Genomic DNA, 22,939 nt, shown 5'->3' with positions numbered 1-22,939 from the left:
TCTACAAAGATATAAAAATGGGAGGCTTAAAGCCTCCCATCCGCAACCGGGAAAATCAGATATCCAGATAATCGAGAATACCCTCACCGGCCTGGCGCCCTTCCCAAATAGCTGTTACCACCAGGTCGGAACCGCGTACCATATCGCCACCGGCAAAGACCTTCTCGTTGGAGGTCTGAAACTTGTATTTCTGTTCTTCCGGGGCAACGACACCACCCCAGTCCGCTACTTCAATGCTGTGCTCGGCAAACCATTCCGCCGGGCTTGGGCGGAAACCGAAGGCCACCAGCACGATATCTGCCGGGATGACTTCTTCGGAACCGGGCACTACCTGCGGACGGCGACGCCCGTTTTCATCGGGCTCACCCAACTCGGTAGTGACTACTTTCACTCCAGAGACCTTACCGTCTCCGACAATTTCTACCGGCTGGCGGTTAAACAGGAACTGCACCCCTTCTTCTTTGGCATTGACCACTTCGCGGCGGGAGCCCGGCATATTTTCCTCATCGCGACGGTAGGCACAGGTCACGCTCTTGGCCCCCAGTCGAATAGAGCTGCGGTTACAGTCCATGGCGGTATCACCGCCACCAAGCACCACTACACGCTTGCCTTCCACCGAGACAAATTCCGCAGGGTCCTTCTCCCAACCCATATTGCGATTGACGTTGGCCACTAAGAACGGCAAAGCGTCGTGCACGCCGGGCAGGTCCTCACCAAGGAAGCCGCCCTTCATGTAGTTGTAAGTGCCCATCCCCAGGAATACGGCATCATAGTCATTGAGCAACTGCTCGAAACTGATGTCCTTGCCCACCTCGGTATTGAGACAGAACTCCACCCCCATCTCAACAAACACCTCGCGGCGCTTTTCCATCACCGATTTTTCCAACTTGAATTCCGGAATACCGAAAGTGATCAGGCCGCCGATCTCCGGATGCTTGTCGAAGACCACCGGCTGTACGCCGTTGCGTATCAGGATATCGGCGCAGCCCAGTCCGGCTGGGCCCGCGCCCACAATCGCGACTTTTTTACCTGTCTTTTCCACATGGCTGAGATCCGGACGCCAACCCAGGGCAAAGGCGGTATCAGTGATGTACTTTTCAGCATTGCCGATGGTCACAGCGCCGAAACCGTCGTTGAGGGTACAGGCGCCCTCGCACAGGCGGTCCTGGGGACAAACGCGCCCGCAAACTTCCGGCAGGGTGTTGGTCTCGTGGCAGAGTTCCGCCGCCTCGATCACATTACCCTCGCTGATTAATTTCAGCCAGTTGGGAATATAGTTGTGCACCGGGCACTTCCACTCACAATAGGGGTTGCCGCAGTCCAGGCAGCGGTGTGCCTGGCTCGCTACCTGGTTTTCACTGGATGGCTGGTAAATCTCCACAAATTCACTGGTACGCGCGATGATATCTTTCTTCGGCGGATCTATACGGGCCACGTCGATAAACTGGAAATCGTTGTTCAGTCTGTCTTTCATACGGTCTCTCCACCCCAGCCTTATTCGCCGCGCTTGCGCACGTCAGAAAGAAGATCCGCAAGGCTGGCTGCCTTGGGTTTCACCAGCCAGAATCGGCTCAGGTAATCGTCGAAGTTATCCAGCAGCTCTTCACCCCAGGCGCTGCCGGTCTCCGCGACATAGGTTTCGATCACCTCGCGCAGGTGACTCTGGTGCGGCTCGAGAATTTCACTACTGATACGACGCAGCTCGATCAGCTCATGGTTGCAGCGGTCGAAGAAATCGCGCTCCAAATCCAGCACATAGGCAAAACCACCGGTCATACCGGCACCAAAGTTGTAGCCGGTGCGCCCTAGCACCGCGACCATTCCACCGGTCATGTATTCACAGCAATGATCGCCGGCCCCTTCCACTACGGCGAAGGCGCCAGAATTGCGCACAGCAAAGCGCTCGCCGGCGCGGCCAGCGGCAAACAACTCACCGCCAGTAGCGCCATACAGGCAGGTATTACCGACGATGCTGGTGTCTTGGGAAGCAAACTCACTGCCCTCAGGCGGGCGAATGACCAACTTGCCGCCGGCCATGCCCTTACCGACATAATCGTTGGCATCCCCTTCGAGATACATCTCCAGCCCTCCGGCGTTCCATACGCCGAAAGACTGCCCGGCAACTCCATTGAGGTTGAGTTTTATTGGCGCCTCCACCATGCCCTGGTTGCCGTGGCGCTTGGCGATCTCGCCAGAAAGACGCGCCCCCAGAGAGCGATCGCAGTTGGTCACCTCGAAGCTGAATTCACCACCAGTCAGGTTCTCAATGGCGGGTAGAATTTCTTCCACCATGCACTCGGCCAACTCGCCCTTATCCCAGGGCTCATTTGTGGCCTGCTGGCAGGTTTGCGGTTTGCTATCGAGTAGTGCATCGGTATGCAACAGCGGCGACAGATCCAGTTTCTTCTGCTTGTTGGTTTCTCCCTCAATGATGCGAAGTAGGTCTACACGGCCGACCAGCTCTTCCATGGTGCGCACACCAATGCTCGCCATCCATTCGCGGGTTTCCTCGGCAACAAAGCGGAAGAAGTTCATCGCCATTTCTGCGGTGCCGATATAGTGCGCATCGCGCAAGTTCTTGCGCTGGGTCGCGATACCCGTGGCACAGTTATTCAGGTGACAGATACGCAGGTATTTACAGCCAATCGCCACCATTGGCGCAGTACCAAAGCCGAAGCTCTCCGCACCGAGAATCGCCGCCTTGACTACATCCAAGCCAGTTTTAAGGCCCCCATCCGTCTGCACACGAACTTTGCCGCGCAAGTCATTGGCTCGCAGGGTCTGGTGTGTTTCCGCCAGACCCAATTCCCAAGGTGAACCAGCATAGCGAATAGAGGTGATCGGGCTCGCTGCAGTACCGCCGTCATAGCCGGAAATGGTAATTAAATCCGCATAAGCCTTAGCCACGCCAGCGGCGATAGTGCCAACTCCTGGACGGGAAACCAGCTTCACGGATACCAGTGCATCCGGGTTAACCTGTTTGAGGTCGTAGATCAGCTGGGCCAGATCCTCAATGGAGTAGATATCGTGGTGCGGTGGCGGTGAAATCAGAGTGACACCGGGCACCGAGTAGCGCAGCCGAGCAATCAGGTCATTCACTTTGCCACCGGGCAACTGACCACCCTCACCGGGCTTAGCGCCCTGAGCCACCTTGATCTGCAGCACTTCGGCATTGACCAGATAGTGCGGCGTCACGCCGAAACGGCCGGAGGCGATCTGTTTGATTTTGGAGACTTTGTCGGTGCCAAAACGGGCCGGATCTTCACCGCCCTCTCCGCTGTTGGAGCGTCCACCCAGGCGGTTCATGGCCTGAGCCAGAGATTCGTGCGCCTCGGGAGACAGAGCTCCCAGGGACATAGCTGCGGAGTCAAAGCGACGCACAATCTGCTCGGCCGGCTCCACTTCCTCCAATGGCACAGGCTCGAGGTTTTCCTTGAAAGCCAGCATATCCCGCAAGGTTGCCACCGGGCGCTGGTTGACCAGTTCCGAGTAATCACGCCAAGCGGAGTAATCCCCTGTACTGGCCGCTCGGCGCAGGGCCGTCACCACATCCGGGTTGAAGGTATGGTATTCGGTGCCATGCACATATTTGTGCAGGCCGCCGGGGGACACCGGCTTACGCGCTTTCCAGGCGATATCCGCGCGCGCGGCCATATCTGCCTGCAACTCGGCAAAGCCGGCGCCTTCGATACGAGTGGGTGCACCGGGGAAACACAGGTCCACCACCTCTTTGGAAAGACCGACCAACTCAAACAACAGCGCACCGCGGTAAGAGGCTACCGTAGAGATACCCATTTTTGACAGGATTTTTAACAGGCCCTTGATGATGCCGTTGCGGTAATTCTTCTGCGCTTCTGCCGCATCCAGCAGCAGCTCCCCCCTGTCGATTAGGTGATTAATAATGCTGTAGGAGAAATAGGGATGTACTGCCGTCGCTCCCACACCCACCAAGCAGGCGAGCTGGTGCGCATCCCGTGCACTGGCGGTATCCACCACCACATTGGAATCACAGCGCAGGCCCGCATGCACCAAATGATGGTGCACGGCACCGGTGGCGAGCAGCGCATCTATGGGCAGATGGCCCTGGCGAATATCGCGGTCGGACAGCACCACAATCACGGTGCCGGCACGAACAGAAGCCTCTACCTTGGCACACAGACGTTCAATTGCACTATGAAGATCCAGATTTGCCGGATCGTAGTTCAGGTCGAAAATCTCCGCGTCGAAGCCGGGGCGATCCAGCGACAGTAACGCGGTGTATTTCATATGGGAGAGCACCGGCGAGGACAGAATCACGCGGTCGGCGTGCTCTGGCGTCTCCTCAAACACGGATTTTTCACGGCCCAAGCAGGTTTCCAGGGACATCACCACCGTTTCCCGCAGCGGGTCTATAGGCGGATTGGTCACTTGGGCAAACTGCTGGCGGAAGTAATCGTAGAGCGAGCGGTTGTAGCGGGACAGCACCGCCATCGGCGTATCGTCGCCCATGGAACCCACCGCTTCCTGGCCGGCTTCCGCCATCGGACGCACTACCTTATCGCGCTCCTCCAGAGAGGAACTGAACAGTTTCTGGTAGACCTTAAACTGTTGGTGGGAAAAATTATTGTCAACCGGCGCAGTCACTAAGGTGGAGCGAATACGGCGCGCCTTCTCTTTCAGCCAGCGTTTATAAGGCTGGGCGCGCTTGAGCATATTGTCGATATCGGCAGTGTGGTACAGCTTGCCTTCCTGGGTATCCACAGAAAGCATCTGCCCGGGCCCGAGACGCCCTTTAGCTACTACATCTTCCGGTGCATAGTTATAAACACCGACTTCCGAAGCCACGGTAATAATATCGTCTTTGGTAATCACCCAGCGGGACGGGCGCAGGCCGTTGCGGTCGAGAGTACATACCGCGTGACGGCCATCGGTCATCACCAAGCCGGCGGGGCCATCCCAGGGCTCCATATGCATGGAGATGTATTCATAGAAAGCGCGCAGGTCTGCATCCATGCCCTCAACATTTTGCCAGGCCGGCGGCACCAGCATACGCACCGCACGGTGTAGCTCCATACCACCCGCCAACAGCATCTCCAGCATATTATCCAAACTGGAGGAGTCGGAGCCCTCGCGGTTCACCAGCGGTACCAGCGCATTCAGCTCGGGAATCAGCTCGGTAACAAATTTGTTGGTGCGCGCCACCGACCAATTGCGGTTGCCGGTAATGGTATTAATTTCACCATTGTGCGCCAGCAGGCGGAAAGGCTGGGCCAGAGGCCAGCGCGGCATGGTATTGGTAGAGAAGCGCTGGTGGAAAACACAGATAGCGGTTTCCAGGCGCGGATCCGCCAACTCAGGGAAGAATTTTGGCAGATCCGCCGGGATCATCAGTCCTTTGTAGGAGAGCACACTAGTAGATAGGCTGGCGATATAAACATCACCACTCAGCTGCAACTCGGCCTTACGCCGGGCCACATACAGCCGAGCATTAAAACGGGCTTCACCCAGTGGCTCTTCGGCATCATTAATCAGCAGTTGTTCGAAGCGAGGTTGGCAGTCCCTGGCGATGGGGCCAAGACACTCGGGGTTAGTGGGCACTGTGCGCCAACCAACAATCCGCATTCCTTGCGCCTGCAGCTCAGACTCAAAGATTTGGCGAGCGCTCTGCGCCTCACCGTCATCCAGAGGCAACATCACCGAACCTACGGCATAGGTCTCAGTGAGCTCCAGACCGAACAACTTTAGCGCTTTCTCACGCAGGAATTTATCGGGCTTCTGCAGCAGTAAGCCACAGCCATCGCCAGTTTTACCATCGGCGGCAATACCGCCGCGGTGAGTCATACAGGTGAGGGACTCAATGGCCGTCTGTACTAACTTATGGCTCGCCACACCCTGTAAATGAGCGATCAGACCAAAACCACAGTTGTCCTTAAACTCATCCAACTGATACAGACTGCTACCCATAGAATTCCTCGTCACTATCGATTGGGGGACCACAGGCACTGCCGATAGCGGCCTGATATGGGCAAAAATGGCTTAACGCTCGCGCTACGCTCTCCTGCGGTCCCTAAGTAAAAGATCCCGAGATAAAAAAAGCCCTCTAATGGGGCTTTCTTTATTGTTCTTATTGGCGGTTATTTTGCCCCGCCATTATTTCCGGGGGGCGCGCAATATTACTTGCTCACCACTACATTTTCAATAATTCACAGTTTTTTTAACTGCCAAACAAAAATAAGACAGATTTATTTCCTGTCAACTTGGTTTTATGTGATCGTACTCTCTAATAAGCGCAGTTCGCGAATCCCCTGTCACCTGGCACCACAGTTCCTTAGCGCATCTATAACTTTTTCCTGAGGCGTATCATCGACAACTTTTGCGTCCCCCAAAGATCTCAGCAATACTAAACGCAACTTGCCATCCAGCACTTTCTTATCTAACTGCATAGCTTGCAGAAAATCATCGACACTCATATCCGCGGGAGACTGCTGCGGCAACTGGGCTTTTTGCAGCAACTGACGAACACGCTGTACCAATTCACCGTCCACGTCTCCCAGTAAATGCGAGAGCTCCAGGGCCATCACCATTCCTGCGGCCACCGCCTCACCATGCAACCAACGCCCGTAGCCCTGCACAGTCTCAATTGCATGTCCAAAGGTATGACCAAAGTTTAATATGGCACGGCGGCCTGCCTCACGCTCATCACTAGCCACAACCTCTGCCTTATCACGACAGCAACGATCCACGGCATAAGCCAAAGCCTTGGGATCTCGCGATAAGAGTGCATCGATATTGGTCTCTATCCAGTGGAAAAATGGTGCATCACAGATCAGGCCATACTTGATTACTTCAGCTATGCCTGCTGAGAATTCACGATCTGGCAGGGTCGTCAATGTATCCATATCGGCAAGTACTAGCCGGGGCTGGTAAAAAGCCCCAATCATGTTTTTACCTAGCGGGTGATTGACGCCAGTCTTACCTCCCACAGAGGAGTCCACCTGGGCAAGGAGTGTAGTGGGCACCTGAATAAAATCGACGCCGCGCTGATAACAGGCAGCGGCAAATCCACACATATCTCCCACAACACCACCCCCTAGGGCAATTAGCGTAGTCGTGCGGTTGTGACGCTGTTCCAATAGAGCGTCAAAAATTCGATTGACGGTATCCAGAGTCTTGAAGGCTTCCCCGTCGGGTAGTTCGACAACATCAACCTTATCGAAATCAGAGAGCCCATCCAGTAAGCGGGACAAATACAGGGGAGCCACTGTCTCATTTGTAACCACACAGATCTGGCGCCCACGTAAATAGGGCAGTAAATATTGTGAGTCGGCTAATAACTTGGACCCAATGACAATGGGGTAACTGCGCTCCCCCAGTTCCACATTAAAACAGTGCACAATGCTCTCCTTCCCACTAGCGCCAATATGTAGCGCATTGAGTTAATGAGACGCACTTTAGCACAGAGTGAAAAAGGGGTTATTGGGAGAGGCTTTCCATAAGGCGCTCAGCTACCAGGGCTGATGCTTGCTTGGGGGTCAGGTCATCAGTGTCGCAGATAACATCCGCAACTTCGCGATAAAGAGGGGCGCGTTCTTGTAAAATTTCTTCAATACGCGCGCGTGGATTGGGCACTCGTAAAAGAGGGCGGTTACTGTTCTTGGAAGTGCGTTCCAGCAACTGCTCTACCCCGGCCTGTAAATAAATCACATGACCAAACTTTTGCAGCAACCGCCGGTTTTCCTCCAGTAGAACGATGCCACCACCGGTGCCGATAACTTGGTGGGGACCCAGACAAAGTTCTTCGAGCACTTCACTCTCGCGTCGACGAAAGCCGGCTTCGCCTTCTACATCAAATATCCAGGGGATATCTGCCCCTGTGCGCTCTTCCAGGACTTTATCGGTATCAGCAAAAGGCAGCTGCAATTGTGCCGCTAACAACCTGCCAATCGTGGATTTGCCGGCCCCCATGGGGCCGACTAAAAAGATGGAGCGGTTAATCACTTAGATAAAAAAGTCTCACTTTCGATAATACGCGGGGTGATAAACATCAATATCTCACGTTTATCATCTGTGCGTACAGTTTTCTTAAACAAGTTACCTATGTACGGAATGTCTCCAAGTAAGGGTACCTTAGTCTCCCCCTCAAGAACATTGCTCTCAAACACACCGCCTAAAACAATTGTTTCGCCATTACTGACTAGTACTTTTGTCGCTAGGGTGTTCACATTAATTGTAGGAACAGCCGTATTAGCACTAACACTAAACAAATCCCCAACACTATTCTGCTCGATATTAAGCGTCATTATTATGTTGTTATCTGGAGTTATCTGAGGTGTTACATTTAACTCAAGAACGGCTTCTCGAAATGTCACAGAAGCTGCACCAGAAGAGGTAGCCTCCAAGTAAGGTATTTCCACTCCCGATTGGATATTCGCCTCTTGTTTATCACCAGTTACTACTTTGGGCTGGGATACAATCTCAAGCATGCCCACATCTTCCATCGCAGACAGCTCCAAACCCAAATAAAAATTGTCCTTTAATATCGCATAAGCTAGTTGCCCAGCAGGTGTTCCAACACCTAAGTCCACCAGCAAAGGATCATGGGTGCTGGCCGGTGAAGAGACACTGGGTCCAAATCCAGATCCACCAACACTAGCGCTATTTTGCCCTCCAGAACCAATGACTACAGAGTCATCGTTAATATCATGAGTACCTGTATAGTTCCACTGGACACCGAGCTCGCGCTCGAACTCACTATTTGCAGTGACGATCCTGGCCTCAATCATCACCTGACGAATAGGCACATCTATAACTTCTATCAGTTCCCGAAACTGTGCGATTTTTTCTTCTGTATCTGTAAGGATAATTGTATTGGTTCGCTCATCTACAATTGCACTACCACGGGCTGACAAAATACTTGCTTGATTAGCGTCTTGTTTACCCCCAGCAAAATTGCCCTTTCCTTGATCATCCGTCTGCTGACCAGAAAATAATGTAAACAGCTCTCCGGCATCAGCATAGCGCACACTAATATATTCAGTTCTTAGTGGAGCCAGCTCCTGCAATTGCCTACGGCTCTCCAATTCCTGGCGCTCTCTTTCTGCAATCTCAGCAGCTGGAGCTACCATAATGACGCTACCTTCCTGGCGCTTATCCAAGCCCTTGGCCTTAAGAATCAAATTCAAGGCCTGATCCCAAGGCACTCCATCAAGCCGTAATGTGATTCGCCCCTGTACGGTGTCACTTGCCACCAGATTGAGATCAGTAAAGTCAGCAATAATTTGGAGCACGGAACGAACTTCAATATCTTGGAAGTTTAACGAAAGCTTTTTCCCTGTGAATTGAAACTCTTTCTCCTTCTCGCGAATTTCCGCTGCGGACAGAGGTTTTACGCTCAACACGTACTGATTATCGGCTTGATAAGCGAGATAATCATAATCTGCATCTGTCGGATCCACAGCTATTACGGTATTGCGGCCATCAGAGTCTACCGTAATGGCATTCACAGGGGTTGCAAAGTCAGTTACGTCAAGCTTCTGGCGAAGAGATTCGGGCAATTCTGCGCCCAGAAAAGTCAAATAGATTTTGCCTTTGGTGCGTTCCACATCAATATTTACTGCCGGATCAGAAAGGCTAACAATGACTTTACCTTCGCCCTCTTCACCGCGCCGGAAGTCAACCCCGTTAACAGCAATAGCACCCAAGGCATTGAACTGCTTGTTTCCACCAAGATTAAGGCCGCTGTCATGGGTGGGGGATTGTGGAGATGAAGCCGTCGCAACTACAGATTCACCAATCTCCATCACGAGCTGGCTACCATGGCGTTCACTGGTGTATACCGGCAGTTGATCCAGATTAACAATTAGGCGAGTTCTCCCCTCACTGGAAACTACCACAGCGCTGCGAGCGGCACCTATTCCCAGTGAATATTTCTTTTGTGGTAGCACACTTTCAACACCGGCAAAATCCATCACAATCCGAGCCGGTTGCTCAATTGTGTATCCAGTGGGCTCTGGAGGCTCCTCAGTGAAAGTTAAACGCAGCTGAACCCGGCCACCGGGAAGCTCTGAAAACTGTATATCGTTCAGTTGATTCACCTGCGCTTGTAACGCCGCAGGAACCATCAATACAGCGAGCAGTAAAATCTGAAACGGTGCCAAACACTTAGCAAACTGCTTATTAATCATTATCCGTTGTCCTTCTCTTCCAGCGCGAGTGCACGTGGCCTCTCAATCCAGCCCCCGGTACCATCCGGTATAATTTCCAACACATCGAGTTGCGTGGGTGTAGCGCTCACAACTCGCCCGTGATTTTTCCCCAAGTAGTTCCCCACAGTTACTCTGTGAATTCCACCATTGCCATCATCAATCAGGGCCCATAACTGGCCATCACGGGAAATTGTGCCCACCATTGCCAAAGCATCAAAGTTAATACTTTCAAGCAACTCTCTACGCCTACTTAGATCAGGTGCTATTTCAAGTCTTCTACCAACTAATCGCTGATCAGACTCCAAAACAGGGCGAGTAAATGGACTCCTTTGAGCAGCGGCACTATAAATATATGGGCTATATGGCGTAAACGTTGGGATAGGCTCAATTTGACCTTTAGGCCTCCGCTCAACCTCGGCCATTCTTTGATGTAAATCATTTTGATCTACATTCATACTGCAAGCAGAAACCGCTAAAAGTGTAGCTACGATGGCTGTTTTTTTTGTCACTCCTCATCCTCCTGATCTTTATAGCGGTAGGTTTTTGCATTGATAACCATATCAAGCAGCCCACCACTATCTCGGTTGGTTGAGATAGTAAAATCATGAAGAGTTACAATCCTAGGCATTCCAGCAATACCACTCACGAAAGAACCAAATTCATGGTACCCCCCTTGAACCTCTATACGAATTGGCAGCTCAACATAAAACTCTCCAACCAACTCACTTTCCAGAGCAACTTTTTCGATCGTTAGGCCGCTACCTCTTCCATACTCATCAATATCCTCTAACAATCCTGGAACTTCTGTATCTTTTGGTAGTTGCTTTAGCAGTGCGCCAAAGGTGCCCTCCATCTCCCTTAGTTGCTCACGATACGCATCAAGATTTGCAGCCTCAAATTGCTTGTTTTCAAACTGCAAAAACAGCTCTTTCTCTTTATTCTGCGCACGTTCCAGGCTGTTATAAAGATCACCTATCCAGAGGTAATACCCAATAAAAACCAAAACTGCTGAAACAATGATTAAGAGAGTAATACGACCAGCTATCGGCCAGACCCCAACTCTTGAAAAGTCGATGTCATTAATATCTACATCTTGGAGTTGCTTAAGAGTTTCTGCGAATGCCATTATATAATTCCTTTACTCAACGCCAGTGGTAGTTAAATCACTATCGTTAGCATCGTCACTCTTACGACCACTCAAATTTACTGTTAACTGAAAAGCACTCGCTTGTTCCCCATACTCAGGGCTAGCAGTAACATCCGTTAAGTTTGGAGATTCATACCAGTCGGACTGGTCCAAATTGCGCATAAAAGATGATACACGGTTGTTGGATTCTGCAATTCCTGACAACTCCAATTGAGAACCTTTGCGGGTAAGTTCAAGGAGCCAAAGCCCCTCAGGAGTTGCCTGTACCAGCTCATCAAAATAACGAACAGCTAGAGGACGGTTCCCCTGGAGCTCCTGAATCACCCGCATTCGATCAATCAGTTCCTGGCGGCGCTTTTTCAGGTCCTTAATCTCACTTACCTGTTTATCTAGAGCATTAATCTTGACCTGCAGTATCTGATTGCGCTCATTCTGGGTAGCGACTTGCCGATCAACCGTTTTCATCCAAAGAAAAACCGACGCCGCAGCAGCAATAATCACCAACACTAATACTTGCTGAAACTCTTTCTGCTTTTGTGCGCGATATTCCTGGCGCCAGGGGAGTAGATTAATCTTGGCCATCTCAGTACTCCTTCTCCCGCATGGCGAGCCCTGCCGCGATCATCAGCCCTGGAGCCTCTTTGGCTAATATCTGTTGGTTTACCCGAGAAGAGGTAGCCATTTTGTAAAAAGGATTGGCAATCACTGTGGGTTTGCCCAGTTTTTCACCGACCAAATCAGACAAACCTTCCATTGCGGCAACACCACCACTGAGCAATATGTAATCCACATCGCTATAGGAAGTCGAAGAGTAAAAGAACTGCAGCGCGCGGGTGACTTGCTGAATCACCGCATCCCGAAACGGCTCCAGAACCTCGGCATAATAGTCATCGGGCAATCCGCTGCCACCCTGGTGCTTCGCCAGGGAGGCCTCTTCGGCGGAGAGGCCGTAGCGCCGCTGAATCTCATCGGTGAGCTGGCGGCCACCGAATAGCTGCTCCCGTGTATAAACTGTCTTGCCATCAACCAGTACAGACAGTGCACTCATAGTCGCACCGATATCCACTACCGCAACAACCAACTGCTCTTGGGGAGGAAACTGATCTTCCAGTAGAGTGTAAGTGCGCTCAATAGCGTAAGCTTCCACATCCACGACACCCGCCTCCAACTCAGCCTCACCGAGGGCGGAAACCCGCTGTTCGATATTTTCGCTGCGGCATGCTGCCAGTAACACTTCCACCTGGTCATCCCCTCTTTCGGATGGCCCCTGTACCTCAAAATCGAGACTAACTTCTTCGAGGGGATAGGGAATGTACTGATCTGCTTCCAAGGCAATACGCGCTTCCAGATCCTCATCGGAGAGATCAGCGGGCATTTCCAGGGTCTTAGTGATCACTGCGGAGCCGGATACGGCGACAGCCGCACGGCGCAGTCGGGTTTTGGAACGGCGCACTACCTTGCGGATAGCTTCCGCCGTGGCGCCAACATCATTGATGTTCTTATCCACTACCGCATTCGGCGGCAGGGGTTCCACGGCGTAACTTTCGACCCGATATTTGTCACCATTGCGACTTAGCTCCAGCAACTTTACTGCGGTCGAGCTAATATCGAGTCCCAACATGGCCTTCGGGCCTTTATCCAGAAAAGGGAAAATCCCCATTTTTCTTATCTTTTCCGTGGGTTATGAAAGTTTGATGTTATAGCACTTTAAATTACCGCTTCAACCGGCATTTGCATAGGTAATAGCGCACAATATTCGTATAATTATTCACCGAATCATACAAATGAAGTACACAGAAGTAGTTTCATGACAGTAAAAGCCCGAAATCGTCTACTAGCGCTGCTCTGGCTTTGCCTCGCCGGAGCAGCCGGCGCAGCCATGGTTTTCGCCAGCATTTACCTCTACCTGAAACCCGGGCTACCCTCAGTCGAAAGCCTGCGGGATATTCGCCTACAGACCCCACTGCGCGTCTATTCACAAGACATGAAACTGATAGGTGAGTTTGGCGAGAAACGGCGCAACCCTATTACCATCGAACAAACGCCAGAACCATTTATCAAGGCAATACTGGCAGCAGAGGATGCGAGCTTCTACTCACACAGTGGGGTTTCGATTAAGGGTTTGATGCGGGCAGCTTCACAGCTGGTGCAGACCGGCTCAATCCAGTCTGGTGGTAGTACCTTAACCATGCAGGTGGCGCGCAATTTCTTCCTAAGCCGTGAGCAGCGTTTTATCCGCAAGTTCAATGAGATCCTCTTATCACTGCAAATTGAGCGCGAACTCAGCAAAGATGAGATTCTGGAACTCTATATCAACAAAATATTCCTGGGTAACCGCGCCTATGGCTTTCAGGCTGCCGCACATGTTTACTACGGTCGTGACATCAAGGACCTGAGTATGGCGCAATGGGCAATGATGGCGGGGCTGCCCAAGGCCCCCTCCACCTTCAACCCCATCGCCAACCCCACTCGGGCCCTGGTGCGCCGTAACTGGATTTTGAAGCGCATGCTCGACCTAGGATACATCGATCAGGATGAGTACAAGCACTCCATTACCGCACCGGTGACCGCTAGCTACCACAGCCGCGATCTGGATCTGGATGCCCCCTATATAGCCGAAATGGCGCGTAAAGAAGCTGTTGAGCTTTTTGGCGACAGTGCCTACACCGATGGCTATCAGGTCATCACCACGGTCAACAGCCGCCTGCAGGACCAGGCGCGCAGGGCACTGCAACACGGCCTCGAAACCTACGATTCACGCCACGGTTATCGTGGCCCGGAACAGCGACTGCCACCGGAATTGCTGCATGACAGTGACCAACTGATTGATCTGCTCAATGAAATCCCTGTGCTGGGTGGGCTTGAGCCTGGGGTAGTCACTGCGGTGGAGCCAAAGCTGTTGCAAGTACAGCTGCGCGACCGCCGTGTGGTCGAGGTTCCCTGGGAGAATGGGCTCGACTCCATTCGTCCCTATATTACTGAAAGCTCACGAGGACCACGCTTACAGTCTGCTGAGAAGATGTTTGCACCTGGTGATGTGGTGCGCCTACGCCGCATTGAGATTAAGCACACTGAGGTTATCGGCTCCCAGGACAAACCTACCAGCGCAGGTGGGGCAACCCAACTTGCTAGCGCCTTTGAAGACACACCCAACCCCGATCCATTTGCAGAGCCCGAAGAGGTCTCTTCCAGCCCCCTGGAGCCACAAATTACTGAGGAATGGGAGCTAACCCAAGTGCCATCGGCCCAAGGAGCCCTAGTCTCCATCGATCCCCAAGACGGCGCCATACGCGCCTTAGTAGGTGGTTATGACTTCCGCCAGAGCCACTTCAATCGCGTCACCCAGGCGGCGCGGCAACCTGGCTCCAGTTTCAAGCCATTTATCTACGCTTCGGCTATCGAGCGCGGCTATACCGCCGCCAGTGTGATTAACGACGCCCCAATAATCTTCGAGGAAACCAATCTGCAAGATGTGTGGCGCCCGGAGAATGATGGCGGCACTTTCCTTGGCCCCACCCGCCTGCGTATGGCTCTGTATAAGTCACGTAACATGGTCTCCATTCGCCTGCTGCAGGCACTGGGGCTCGATTACGCCCTCGGTTTTGTCGAGGGCTTCGGCTTTGACCGCAGTAAATTGGCGCGCAACCTAACCATCGCACTGGGCAGCTCGGCCCTGACGCCCCTAGAAATGGTGCGTGGCTATGCAGCTTTCGCCAATGGTGGCTATCGAGTGGAACCCTATCTTGTTGACCGGGTTTTAGATGTAAATGGCGAAACCCTCTACCAGGCCCTACCACTCACTGTGTGCAATGACTGTCCTGAGCCTGGCAGTGAGTCCCAAGGGTTCAATAATCAGGAGCCACTCAACCTAGCGGCAATTCAGCCCGGTGAAGAGGGCCCGGACCAAGGCAAAGAGCCTCCCGAGCTGAAAGTACTCCCGGTTGGCCCACTGGATTCATCCAAGCTCCAGGCACGCCCCCTGGCACCGCGCGCCATGACCCCGGAGACGGCTTACATCATGGATTCCATTCTCAAGGATGTGATAAAAAAAGGCACCGGCCGACGCGCCCTCGCTATGAAGCGCGGTGATATCGCTGGTAAGACGGGAACAACCAACGGCCCGCGCGACGCATGGTTCTCAGGTTATAGCCCCTACCTTGCCACCAGTGCTTGGGTGGGTTTCGACTCTTACGGCGAACTCGGTAAGAATGAGTACGGTGGCTCTGCGGCGCTGCCTATCTGGATAGATTTTATGAGTACTGCCCTGGAGGGCTTGCCCGAGCGTCACCTGCCCCAGCCAGATAGCATAACGACCGTGCGTATCAACCCCAAGAACGGCCTACGTACCTCCTATGGCGGCATGTTTGAGATATTCCGCACCAATAGGGTACCCGGGCGCGAGGCCTACAACCCCTATCGCTCCAGATACTCCGACGATGAGATGCCGGGCCGGGACCGATCGAGTGAGCCACCACCCGAAGAGCTTTTCTAAGATACGGCATCCCTGCCATAAGCCCACTTAATGAATGGGCATACCAATAAAAGAAAAGGGGCCCATGGCCCCTTTTCTTTTATTGGTTGTTGTTTTCTCTCTGATCACCTGTCATACAAGAGATATCCGCGCTATTACGCCACTATTCTGACTCTCTATACCTAAGGCAGGCACGCTCTACGCTCTGCAGATCGGGAATGACGGCCTCTTCACCTAAAAGTGCCACGTGCATTAGCTCCCCTGGGCTCAGGGTTTGCTCCCGTAGCACTAGTTCTTCCTGGGTCACCCTTACTAAACGCGGTGTTCCCTGCAATATAAGAGCAAAATAGGGCAGGTCTCCATCGGGGTTTCCGCTACTCAGCACCGCGATACGGGCATTCTCTGAGGTTCCGCCCAGTGCTTCGCCACGCATCACATCAAAAGACAACAACGGCAGGCGTTGCTCACGCCAAATGAGGTCCCCCAGATACCACTCAGGCACATCGTATGCCGCCATAGGTACCTGCATAGCGATCACCTCGGAAAGGCTTTCTACAGGAACCAACATCTGGCCCTGTTGTAGCGGCAACAGCAGGCTGCTCACCTCCTGGGGAACATCTAGCGGCAGCGCTTCAACTTCACTCATTGCCCACCTCTTGCATGCAATATTTCATTTCTTGGTATTCGCTCAACTGCCAACGGCCGAAGTGCCGGCATATTCTCGAATAGCCTCCAACAATACGTCTTCCTGGTAGGGCTTACCCAGGTAGTGATTAACTCCGAGAGACATAGCGTGATCACGGTGCTTACTACCGGTACGGGAAGTAATCATCACGATGGGGATATCTCGCAAGCGACTACTGGAGCGAATATGCCGCGCCACTTCGAAGCCATCCATACGGGGCATCTCGATATCCAGAAGTATCAGATCTGGAACCTTATCCTGCAGCTGAATCACGGCATCCTGACCATCTTTGGCGGTACTGACCAGATAACCTTCGCGCTCCAGGAAGCGTGTGGTTACCTTGCGTACCGTTACGGAATCGTCCACCACCATTACGGTCTGCTGGCGCTCTTCCCGCTCGGGCTGCTCTTCTACCTGCAACTGCAGCTGTGGGATATCCGGGCGTGCTAACTGGGTTGCCTGACGCCGCAGCAGGGCATGGGCATCGAGAATCACCACCACACTGCCATCACCAGTTACCGTTGCCCCAGAAACTCCTTGTACACCAGAAAACTGTGGACCAAGACTCTTCACAACAATCTCGCGGCTGCCGCGGATAGCATCCACTTGCAGGGCCATGGCGTGACCCTCGGAGCGCACCAGCAATACCGGTAACTGCATATCATCAACACTGAGCTTCGGTTGGGCACCAGACTTCAGCAGGGTGCCGAAGTAGTTCACCTCGTACAGCTCGCCCGCATATTCAAAGCGGGCATCGCTAGAGCGGTAGTAATGCTCCAGCTCAAAGGGGCTCAGGCGTACGATACCTTCAATAGTGTTGAGTGGCAGGGCAAACAGGTCTTCGCCAATCTTCACCATCAGTGCGCGGTTGACCGATACGGTAAACGGCAGACGCACTACAAATTCCGTGCCGGCACCCGCCTCGGAATTGATATGCACGCTGCCACCGATCTGTTTGAGTTCGGCGGAAACTACATCCATACCGACACCACGGCCGGAAATTTGGGTAACTTTTTCCGCAGTGGTAAAACCTGCCTGAAGAATAAACTGCAATATCTCGGTATTAGAGAGCTCCGCATCCGGGCGCATCAGGCCATTTTCCACAGCCTTCTCCCGCACACGGATCAGGTTCACCCCTGCTCCATCGTCGCGAATGGTCAGCACCACCTCACTGCCCTCTCGGGCTAGAGCCACATCGATGCGACCGCGTTCGGCCTTGCCTGCCGCGCGGCGTGCATCAGGCATTTCAATGCCGTGGTCTACCGCGTTGCGCAGCATATGCTCCAGAGGTGCCACCATACGTTCCAGCATGGACCTGTCCAGTTCCCCCTCGACATTGGAGAACACCAGCTCCACCTGTTTTCCGAGCTCAGCACTCACCTGACGCACAATACGGCGAAGCCTGGGCACCAAGCGAGAGAAAGGTACCATGCGACTGCGCATCAACCCCTCTTGCAATTCGGTATTAACACGGGATTGCTGCAGTAACAGTGTCTCGGTATCGCGGGCTTTGTTATCCAGGGTGGAGCGCAGCTCCATCAAGTCAGAAGTGGACTCAAGCAGGGAACGGGACAGTTGCTGAATAGATGAGTAGCGGTCCATCTCTAGCGGGTCAAAATCACCATCCTGCTCGGCCAGCTGCTCCTGGCGGAACAAGATTTGTGCCTCGGTCTCACGATCCAGACGACGCAGCTGCTCATTGAGGCGCAACAGGGTTGAATCCATCTCATCGAGGGCCAGGCCAAACTCGCTCATCTGCTCTTCGAGACGGCCTCGGGAGATTGCGGTTTCACCGGCGAGGTTCACCAGCTCTTCCAAAAGCTCAGCGGCAACCCGAACCATTTCCTGTGGTTGGTTCCTGGTGGGAGTCGCCACTTCATTTTCCACACCCTCGGGCTTGCGGATAAATGGCAGAACATTGCCAGCATCAGAAGATTGTAATGGCTGCGGCAATGACTCAGAGGGCTCTAGCTGCTGCTCAGGTTCAGGACGCTCCTCGCTTTCTGCGGACAGTGACTCCTGTTTATCGACAACGATGGACTCATCAGCAACAGTCACAAATTCAGAATCAATACTTGGAGGTACTTCCTCCGTGATAGCTTGAGTGACAGGTTCAGACACATTGCCAAGCGGGTTCTGAATGTCGGCCCAATCTGTGGTGATCAGCTGAACAAAGGCCTCCAGCTGCTCACCTGCCATCCAAGCGCGAACTGTTTCTACTCCCTCGGCAATACGGTCATGTGTGAAATGCGCCTCGCTAAAGAATTGTGCAGAGGGTTTCACAATATCGCGCATGCCCTCGATCGCTGTTTCAAAGCGGTGAGCAACTTCACCAAGCCCCATAAGGCCGGCCATGCGGGCGCCGCCCTTGAAGGTATGCAGCACCCGTTTGAGCGCCTCAGCCTGCTCACCACTCTCTGGTGTGTCTTCCCAAGCCTGAATCAGCTCTTCCAGCTCGTCGGTAAGATCGCCAGCTTCCTCCATAAAGACATCGACCACATCGGGATCAATATCCGCCAACAGGCGCTGTTGTTCGGCAATACTCAGCCCAGCTTGTGACTCTGATACCACTTCCACAGTAGGCGCTTGGTGAACAGGCTCCACAGCCTCAATAGCAGGCCCTACTGCACTCTGTTCAGATTCAGCTGTCTTGTCAGCGCAGATGTCTGTAGTCTCGGCCACCTCGAACAGTGCGTCATAGAGGTCATCCAAGACTGGCTCGGGTGAGACGCCCTCGGAATCCACTGCGCTCTTGTCTACCATCTCCACCATTGGAGTATCGACAGTTTCAACTTCCGTTGATTGCGTGGACTCTAACTCTACCTCAGGCAAAGTCGCAGAAACGGACTCAGCGGTGGGGGCAGAAATCGGCTCCAGTACGGAGGCTTGCACCTCGTCGACGGAAACCGAGTGCTCTTCAATATTTTCAGTTTCTAGATCAGATACCTCTGCAGCCTCTCCAGCTGCAGGGTCGAGAGTTTGTGCCTCGATACCCAGTTCGCTCAGGTCGTAGTCATCCTCTGATACATCTTCGCTCACTTCGCCTTCGGCCAGATAGCGCAGAGCTTCCTCTACCGCCTCACTAACCTCAGGTAAGTCCTGGGCAGCGGCGACAGCATCCACTAGATCGAGTAACTCGTTGTGTCCCTGTTCAAGGGAAGCCCACAAGGCGGGTTCTTCCTCTAGCTGATCGGCCAATACTTTGCGATAAACCTCCAGCAGTAACTGTGCCAGCTCTGCCAGGGTCGGTAGCTGAGCGCGGCTGGCGGCCTCCTGCAGGGTATTAAGCTCTTCGGCAACTTCACTCACCTGAGATTTATCGGCAGGGTTTGCACGCCACTGATTGAGCATCTGATCCGCATCCAGCAGGACACGCATACCGTCTGCCATTAACACTTCAAGAAGTTGAGGATCTACTGCTCTGGGCTCATTCGCTTCGCGCTCGCGGATCAGGTGGCCTACGGAACGTTCCTGCAACTCGGCAACACGGGCAAGGAATTGCTCGGCCCTCTCAACCTCAATGGGCTCTGCAACGCGGATCTGTGCCAAAACCTGACGCACGTAATTTGCGCCATCGCCAATCAACTCGAAGATATCCGCATCGATGGGCACCTGGTAAATACGCAGCTCTTTGGCGAAGCGCTCCAGCGGCGCCATCATTTCGGCCACCACCTTGACCTCTGCCATATGGGCAGAGCCCTTCAGGGTATGCAGGGCTCGGTGCAGGGGGTCACTGGGTACACCGTAAACCGGGGCCGCAGCACGCATGTCCGCAAGGTAGTCATCAACGACGCTCAGATGGGTTTCGGCCTCTTGGGCAAAGATCTCCCACAGCTGTGCCCGCTCGTCGCTGCATTCTTCTTCCTCAACGGTTGCAGTAGCTGCGGTATTGGCATCTTCGACCAGCAGTTCCGAGGGGATATGCCCCTGGCTGAGCTGCTCCGCCCAGGCTTGTAACTGCAGGGTAAGGGATTTGTCCGGATCGCTCTTGCGGAGACGGAATGCCTCGATCATCGATGGCAGCTTCTGATATACCCGCTCAATTAACAGCACATGGGCGCGCTCAGGCTTTATGCTGTCATCGATTACCCGATTAAGCATATTTTCCACAGACCAGGCCAACTCACCGATATCCAGCGCCTCGACCATACGGCCGGAGCCTTTCAGGGTATGGAAGCCACGGCGGAACTCCACCAGGGCGTCTGAGTTGGCAAAATTAGCGGCCCATTCCGGAAAATAATTACCGATATGCGCGAGTACTTCGCTGGCTTCTTCGAGGAAAATTTCGATGATCTCATCATCGATCAAGCTCTCGCTATCATCAACTAACTCTTGCGATTCGCCCTCAACAGGCTCTGAGGTTGACCCAGTTTCTGCAAGCGGCTCCACTTCGTTAGGTGACAACACATCTTCGCTGTCTGCTGCCATTGCTACAGAAATTTCTTCTTCTGCAGCTACCGCCGGGGCCTCGGAAAGAGTCTCAGGCTCGACAGTACTTTCAACTGTTGAGAACCAGTTGTCTTCTTGTTCGTTAGCTTCTTTCGCAACAGGGGCTTCCACTTGCTGCAGATCCAGTGTTTTCTCCACTGGCTGTTCAACATTAGGGACGGATTCGATCTCAAGCTCAGCCGTTGCAGAGACAACATTGAGAAGTTGCTCTTCACGATTATCTTTGTCGGTGTCTGCGCTATCGAAAAACTCCGGTGAAAATAGCTCAAGTCCAGCGTTATCCTCTTCAATCACCACGCTTTCGTGGACGGACTCACCCTCCTCCGCAGATACCTCAGCATCAGTAAAGGCAATGCCGAGGTTCGCGACACTGTCTTCCGCCAGAGCCAGCAACATCTCGGTATCATCCAGGCCTTCAACTCGGCGTTCCAGATAGTATTCGACACTCGTAATCGCGTCGGCCAGGGTATCGAGCATTCGCCATTCCGGCTGCTCTGCCCGGTCGATCAGTGCATCGCTGATAAAGTGATTACAAGCGGCAATAATTTTGCTCGCACGCTGGTAGCCCACCATTTCAAGGCCACCACATACCTCTTGCAGGCGCTGGGGTACGCGGCTTAGATAGCTGATATCCCAGTGGCTGGCCACATACTCCATGACCGCCTCTTTAACCGCCTCCAGACCCAGGCGCGCTTCGCGCAGCACCGAATCTGTAGCATCCCCCATAATCGGCTGTTCATTATCACCGCGCTTATTGCGGTCGACAGCAGCCGATAGAGCTGAGTCAAGCTGCACCAGCTCACCTGCGGCGCGCATCAGGTACTCTTCGACATCAGTGCCGCGCGAAGCATCGCGTAGGTACTCATAAATGCCGCGGGCACGACCTCTCGGCGCTTCGAGACCCAAAACGCCGAGGGTGTCTGCAATCCGCTTGGCGATAGCAGCAGTCTCACTGAGGGGAGGAAGTTCGGAGGCTGCGCCACTGGGTTCCAGCGCCTCACGCACCAGCTGCAACTCTTCACGCAGTGCAGTTATTGCAGTACCCAATGCTTCAGGTCCCATGGCCAAGACATCTTCTGTATCTGGGCGGGGCGTGCCCGGCACTGCCCTATCCAGGGCAAAGCGTTGGTACAGTTCCTGGCAACGGCTACCATTTGGACCGGCCAGATAAACGTAGAAGAGTAGGTTGCTCAGGAAGTCTGCATCCAGCTCGGCATCCAGTACTCTGGCACCGCGACCCTGCAGCAGGCGGAACTCTACATCGACTCGGCGCAGCAGATGGCGCAATGCTGGTTGCACATTGATACGGTGCTCTGCCAGGGCTTCCAGGATACCCAGTAATACTTCCCACAGAGACTGCCGCCGACTACCGCTGTAGAGCAGCTGCAACTTCTCGACAATTTTCACCAGGTAAGAGAGGCTCTCACCACTGTTTACATCGCGGATTAGCCCCGCTGCGGCAACGTGATACATCTTGCGCAACTTGCCCACCAGCTCCTGCAGGCGCACATTGTCTGCAGTCAAAGGTTGGCGCTTTCCGGTGATGCGATTCGATGAAGTGAGGTCCGGGGAAAAGAGTGCGCCCTCGGTAATCAGGCGCTCGCGGCGCACCGCGCGCAAATCATTGAGGAGGGGCAGCAACAGCACCGCATTATCACGGCGCTGAAAAGAAACCTTCTCTAAATAGAGAGGTAATTCCAGCAGGGCGCGCATCATGAATTCGCGCGTCTCATCGGTATTTTCAACGGTGCCACCGGCCAGTGACTGAAGCAATTGCTCCATTTCCTCAGCCAGCATCGCCGCACCATTGAGTTGCGCCATATGCAGGCTACCGTGTACCTGGTGCACCAGGGACAAGCTGTTCTGCAGCAGGGTCTCACCGGCTTGCGGATCCGTTGCGAAAGTCTCGAGGAACTGGCGTGCCTGTGCCAGAGTCTCGTTAATTTCGCCTATCAGCCAGTCCAGGGCCATGAAGTTCGGATTGTCGTGACTCACGCCAAGTC

At 53.5% G+C, this 22,939-nt stretch carries 12 protein-coding genes; 1 reads left to right on the top strand and 11 read right to left on the bottom strand.

Annotated features, from left to right (window positions below; translation table 11 throughout):
* Positions 1-55: 55 nt before the first annotated feature.
* The 9 genes from MJO52_RS01250 to MJO52_RS01210 all read right to left on the bottom strand — a co-directional run bounded on the left by MJO52_RS01250 (position 56) and on the right by MJO52_RS01210 (position 12,991).
* Entirely contained in the window at positions 56-1,474 is a 1,419-nt protein-coding gene (locus MJO52_RS01250; protein ID WP_252084194.1) for an FAD-dependent oxidoreductase, read from the bottom strand.
* A gap of 20 nt (positions 1,475-1,494) precedes the next feature.
* Positions 1,495-5,943: a glutamate synthase large subunit gene (gene gltB / locus MJO52_RS01245; RefSeq protein WP_252084193.1), complete on the bottom strand. Its 4,449-nt coding sequence runs from the start codon at positions 5,941-5,943 to the stop codon at positions 1,495-1,497.
* A gap of 344 nt (positions 5,944-6,287) precedes the next feature.
* Positions 6,288-7,373, bottom strand: a complete 1,086-nt coding sequence (aroB, locus tag MJO52_RS01240) for a 3-dehydroquinate synthase (RefSeq protein ID WP_252084192.1) — start codon at positions 7,371-7,373, stop codon at positions 6,288-6,290.
* 79 nt (positions 7,374-7,452) lie between these two features.
* On the bottom strand, positions 7,453-7,974 hold the full coding sequence (gene aroK, locus MJO52_RS01235) for a shikimate kinase AroK (protein WP_252085944.1): 522 nt from the start codon (positions 7,972-7,974) through the stop codon (positions 7,453-7,455).
* Positions 7,974-10,163: a type IV pilus secretin PilQ gene (gene pilQ, locus MJO52_RS01230; protein WP_252084191.1), complete on the bottom strand. Its 2,190-nt coding sequence runs from the start codon at positions 10,161-10,163 to the stop codon at positions 7,974-7,976. The genes aroK and pilQ overlap by 1 nt, the downstream gene beginning before the upstream one ends.
* The gene (locus MJO52_RS01225; protein WP_286037014.1) at positions 10,163-10,639 is read right to left on the bottom strand and encodes a pilus assembly protein PilP; all 477 of its coding nucleotides are present in this window, start codon (positions 10,637-10,639) and stop codon (positions 10,163-10,165) included. The genes pilQ and MJO52_RS01225 overlap by 1 nt, the downstream gene beginning before the upstream one ends.
* A gap of 50 nt (positions 10,640-10,689) precedes the next feature.
* Complete coding sequence (locus MJO52_RS01220; RefSeq protein WP_252084190.1) at positions 10,690-11,310, bottom strand: type 4a pilus biogenesis protein PilO; 621 nt, start codon at positions 11,308-11,310, stop codon at positions 10,690-10,692.
* 12 nt (positions 11,311-11,322) lie between these two features.
* Positions 11,323-11,913: a PilN domain-containing protein gene (locus tag MJO52_RS01215; RefSeq protein ID WP_252084189.1), complete on the bottom strand. Its 591-nt coding sequence runs from the start codon at positions 11,911-11,913 to the stop codon at positions 11,323-11,325.
* A gap of 1 nt (position 11,914) precedes the next feature.
* The gene (locus MJO52_RS01210) at positions 11,915-12,991 is read right to left on the bottom strand and encodes a pilus assembly protein PilM (RefSeq protein ID WP_252084188.1); all 1,077 of its coding nucleotides are present in this window, start codon (positions 12,989-12,991) and stop codon (positions 11,915-11,917) included.
* A gap of 147 nt (positions 12,992-13,138) precedes the next feature.
* Between MJO52_RS01210 and MJO52_RS01205 the strand changes: the two genes are divergently transcribed.
* Positions 13,139-15,823 carry a penicillin-binding protein 1A gene (locus MJO52_RS01205; RefSeq protein WP_252084187.1) on the top strand — a complete coding sequence of 895 codons (2,685 nt, stop codon included), beginning with the start codon at positions 13,139-13,141 and terminating at the stop codon, positions 15,821-15,823.
* A 142-nt stretch (positions 15,824-15,965) separates the two neighbouring features.
* On the opposite strand, the gene MJO52_RS01200 is transcribed toward MJO52_RS01205, so the two are convergent.
* Together MJO52_RS01200 and MJO52_RS01195 are read right to left on the bottom strand one after the other, a co-directional pair.
* Positions 15,966-16,448 (bottom strand): chemotaxis protein CheW, encoded by a 483-nt coding sequence (locus MJO52_RS01200; RefSeq protein WP_252084186.1) that lies wholly within the window; start codon positions 16,446-16,448, stop codon positions 15,966-15,968.
* A 42-nt stretch (positions 16,449-16,490) separates the two neighbouring features.
* The gene (locus MJO52_RS01195; RefSeq protein ID WP_435583638.1) at positions 16,491-22,907 is read right to left on the bottom strand and encodes an Hpt domain-containing protein; all 6,417 of its coding nucleotides are present in this window, start codon (positions 22,905-22,907) and stop codon (positions 16,491-16,493) included.
* Positions 22,908-22,939: the final 32 nt, after the last annotated feature.

The organism is Microbulbifer variabilis, assembly GCF_023716485.1.
Classification (GTDB): domain Bacteria; phylum Pseudomonadota; class Gammaproteobacteria; order Pseudomonadales; family Cellvibrionaceae; genus Microbulbifer; species Microbulbifer variabilis_B.
The sequence above is the reverse complement of the archived record's forward strand: the minus strand, read 5'-3'. Positions and strand labels throughout refer to the sequence as shown.

Coding starts and splice junctions, on each gene's coding strand:
- MJO52_RS01250 (WP_252084194.1), bottom strand. CDS start 1,474: ATGAAAGACAGACTGAACAACGATTTCCAGTTTATCGACGTGGCCCGT.
- gltB (WP_252084193.1), bottom strand. CDS start 5,943: ATGGGTAGCAGTCTGTATCAGTTGGATGAGTTTAAGGACAACTGTGGT.
- pilQ (WP_252084191.1), bottom strand. CDS start 10,163: ATGATTAATAAGCAGTTTGCTAAGTGTTTGGCACCGTTTCAGATTTTA.
- MJO52_RS01225 (WP_286037014.1), bottom strand. CDS start 10,639: ATGAATGTAGATCAAAATGATTTACATCAAAGAATGGCCGAGGTTGAG.
- MJO52_RS01220 (WP_252084190.1), bottom strand. CDS start 11,310: ATGGCATTCGCAGAAACTCTTAAGCAACTCCAAGATGTAGATATTAAT.
- MJO52_RS01215 (WP_252084189.1), bottom strand. CDS start 11,913: ATGGCCAAGATTAATCTACTCCCCTGGCGCCAGGAATATCGCGCACAA.
- MJO52_RS01210 (WP_252084188.1), bottom strand. CDS start 12,991: ATGGGGATTTTCCCTTTTCTGGATAAAGGCCCGAAGGCCATGTTGGGA.
- MJO52_RS01205 (WP_252084187.1), top strand. CDS start 13,139: ATGACAGTAAAAGCCCGAAATCGTCTACTAGCGCTGCTCTGGCTTTGC.
- MJO52_RS01200 (WP_252084186.1), bottom strand. CDS start 16,448: ATGAGTGAAGTTGAAGCGCTGCCGCTAGATGTTCCCCAGGAGGTGAGC.
- MJO52_RS01195 (WP_435583638.1), bottom strand. CDS start 22,907: ATGGCCCTGGACTGGCTGATAGGCGAAATTAACGAGACTCTGGCACAG.